This is a genomic window from Thermogemmatispora sp., from assembly GCF_019683635.1.
GTDB lineage: Bacteria > Chloroflexota > Ktedonobacteria > Ktedonobacterales > Ktedonobacteraceae > Thermogemmatispora.
The window spans coordinates 1-2,907 of record NZ_JADGIA010000336.1; the positions used below are offsets into that span (position 1 = coordinate 1).

Below are 2,907 nucleotides of genomic sequence, written 5' to 3' on the forward strand. Positions count from 1 at the left end.
GTTCTACGCCATTGGATGCTTTTATCTTTGATCGCCTTGTTGCTTGAGATGTTCTGATTGACTGATCAGGTTGAGTAGAGCCAGCGAGGTAAGGCTTGAACCCCTGTCTCTCAGCCATCTCAGTCCCGCTCACTAGCAGAGAGCAGAGAAACGGTTTGGCCCGCCAGCGCCAATCTACTTATAACCTGCGTTTCCCCTCAACATTGCCGCTTCCTCTTGCGATCACCGTCTCCGCATGCTATAGTGTATTTAACATTCCCTTAACATAAGGTTAATGCCAGCTTAACACTTCCCCAGCCACAGAACAGCCGGGCAGTGCAGCCCGCGTGGGCACAGCGAGTCAGGCCATCAGGCGGGCCTCACAGCTACTGGTACCAGGCAGAGCACGCCTTCAGAGCAGAGCAGCCGGACACAGCGACGAGCACAAGGGTCGGCCATCGTGCGCCCGCGCCGCTTCAGACAGCATCAAGTGCAGAAGGTGAGTCCAGGCCCACCTTTCGATCTGCCAGTTTATCTGTTTATCCACGCTTGCACCATCAAAAGTGGCGCCTGCAAGCGTGAGCAATTGCCTGCTTCCAGGCTATCCGAGCTATCTCACTAAACTCAAGAAATGGGAGGGGAGAGAGAGCAAGCAATGGCGACGACAAGCAATCCGACAATGGTTGTGGGCCTGTTACTGGGCGGGGCCCTGTTACTGCTCTACGGCCTGCGCCTCCTGTCGGAGGCTATGCAGCGCGCAGCCGGTCCGCGCCTGCAGAAGGCAACGATGGCGCTGGCACAGCGCCCTTTCATGGCTTTCGGTGTCGGCGTCGTCGTGACGGCACTGACGCAGAGTTCGAGCGCGACCTCCTCGCTGCTGGTGGAGCTGGTGAACGCTGAACTTGTTCCCCTGACAACGGCCTTTGTCATGATTCTGGGCACTAACGTCGGCTCCACACTGGTCGTGCAGTTGCTTGCTTTCCATGTGACCGACTACGCCATTCCCATCGCCGGAGCAGGGGCCGCCCTGGGCCTGTTGACACAGCATAGGCCGCAGCGCGACCTTGGTCAAGCGGCTTTCGGCTTTGGGGTGATCTTGCTTGGACTGGCAGCGCTCCAGGTCGGTAGCGCCCCGATCGCGGCCAGCCCGATCACCGCCGAGGTACTGCGCGCTTTGATGGGGGCGCCACTGGTGCTGGCCCTGCTGGGCCTGCTCCTGGCTCTGGCCTTCGCTTCGAGTGCGGCAGCCATCGGCCTGGTGCTGGTCTTGACGGCCAGTGGCGCGCTCTCGGTCTTTGCGGCTCTGGCGCTGCTCTTTGGGGCCAATATCGGCTCAACGCTGACGGCCCTCCTGACGGCCATCAGTCGCCCCTCGGTCACAGGCCGCCGCCTGGCCCTGCTCCATACTGGCACCAAGTCACTGGGGGCCGCCATTGCTCTGGCTTTGCTGCCGCTCCTGACCAGCCTGCTGGCCCGGCTCGGCCTGGAACCGGCCTGGCAGGTGGCCCTGACGCACTTGATCTTTAATCTGGCGTTGGCCGCGGTCTTTGTTCCGCTGGCTGCTCCCGTCACACGCCTGGTGACCTTGCTTCTGCCAGAGCAGGAGAATCATTATGAGCAGCAACTGGGGCCGCGCTATCTCGATCCCGAGGCCCTGGCCTCGCCGGCGGTCGCCCTGGGCCAGGCAACGCGCGAGGTTCTCCGCATGGCCGATATCGTGACGGAGATGCTGCGCTTGAGCATGCTGGCCTTCGAGAAGCCCGACGCCCGCGTGCCGGAGCGCATCAATGAGCTGGATGACCAGCTTGATCGGCTTAATGCAGCCATTAAGCGCTATCTGACGCAGCTCGATGAGAGCCGCCTGACGCGCGAGCAGGTCCAGCGCGAGCTGGCACTCCTCTATATTATTACTGATCTTGAAGCCATCGGCGATATCATCGATCGACAGATGATGCGCCTGGCCCGCCGCAAGCAACGCCGCCAGGTGGCTTTCTCTGAGGAGGGCTGGCAGGATCTGCTCAATTACCATGATGAGGTGACGGAGGCCCTGGAGCAGGCCCTGGCCGCGCTGGCTTCGCAGGATACCTCGCTGGCCAACGACTTCTTTGTGCGTAAGGCGGAGCTGAGCAAGATGAAGCGCCAGCTCCATCTGCGCCACGTGCGCCGCTTGCAGAGCGGCCTCTCTCCTAGCTGGGAGTCAAGCGCGATCCATCTCGATCTCTTGAACGCTCTCAGTCGCGTGCTCTCCCATGCATCGAACATCGCGCATGCAGTGCGCGGCGATCTCTAAAGCAGCGATCTCCTTTTTCCTTCTCTCTGGCGGGGCGGCCAGGACTCTTCTGCACGGTACAGAGCTGGCCCTGGTCGCTCCGTTGCTTCTTCCTCCGTCGCTCTGAGCCTTCTTCAGTGGCAGCCCGGTCCTCCACCGCTCTCTTTTTCGTCTTCGGTTTTATAGTGTAAAACCAACCCGGGGAGCTTTACACAAGAAAGCCGAAAGACACAAGCATACAGCCACTTTCGGCTAGCCGTTAGCAATCCGTCTATCAAATGGGTAGACTCCCGATAGAGGGAGACGTCTTCGCATTCCGCATTCATCAGAGGTTGTGAAGAAGTTCATAGCTTCTGAGGTGGCAAGGTTGTAGTGTAAGGCTTATCATCAGGGAAAGAGAGCGCAGACCCTCCTTTAAGATCATTTTTCATAAGGTGATTTCTAGTTAATGTTAAAAGCGACGTTTGATATCAAGGTCATAACTCCACTCTTTCTGGCAGGGGCCAACCAGGCAGAGGTAGAGCTGCGTCCCCCCTCGTTGCGGGGACCTCTGCGCTACTGGTACCGCGCGCTGATTGGAGGCATCGTCGGAGGCAACCTGGCGGAGGTGCGCCGGCGCGAGACCGAGGTGTTCGGGAGCGCTGAATATGGCTCGCCGA

At 59.8% G+C, this 2,907-nt stretch carries 2 protein-coding genes; both read left to right on the forward strand.

Features of this window, described 5'->3' with window-relative positions; translation table 11 throughout:
• Positions 1–634 precede the first annotated feature (634 nt).
• On the forward strand, positions 635–2,269 hold the full coding sequence (locus IRZ31_RS21005) for a Na/Pi cotransporter family protein (protein WP_297157627.1): 1,635 nt from the start codon (positions 635–637) through the stop codon (positions 2,267–2,269).
• Between the two features lie 427 nt (positions 2,270–2,696).
• On the forward strand, positions 2,697–2,907 hold a 211-nt coding region (cmr1, locus tag IRZ31_RS21010; RefSeq protein ID WP_297157630.1), incomplete at its 3' end, for a type III-B CRISPR module RAMP protein Cmr1.

Excerpts from the sequence above, each read along its gene's own strand:
- IRZ31_RS21005 (WP_297157627.1), top strand. The coding sequence starts at position 635 with ATGGCGACGACAAGCAATCCGACAATGGTTGTGGGCCTGTTACTGGGC.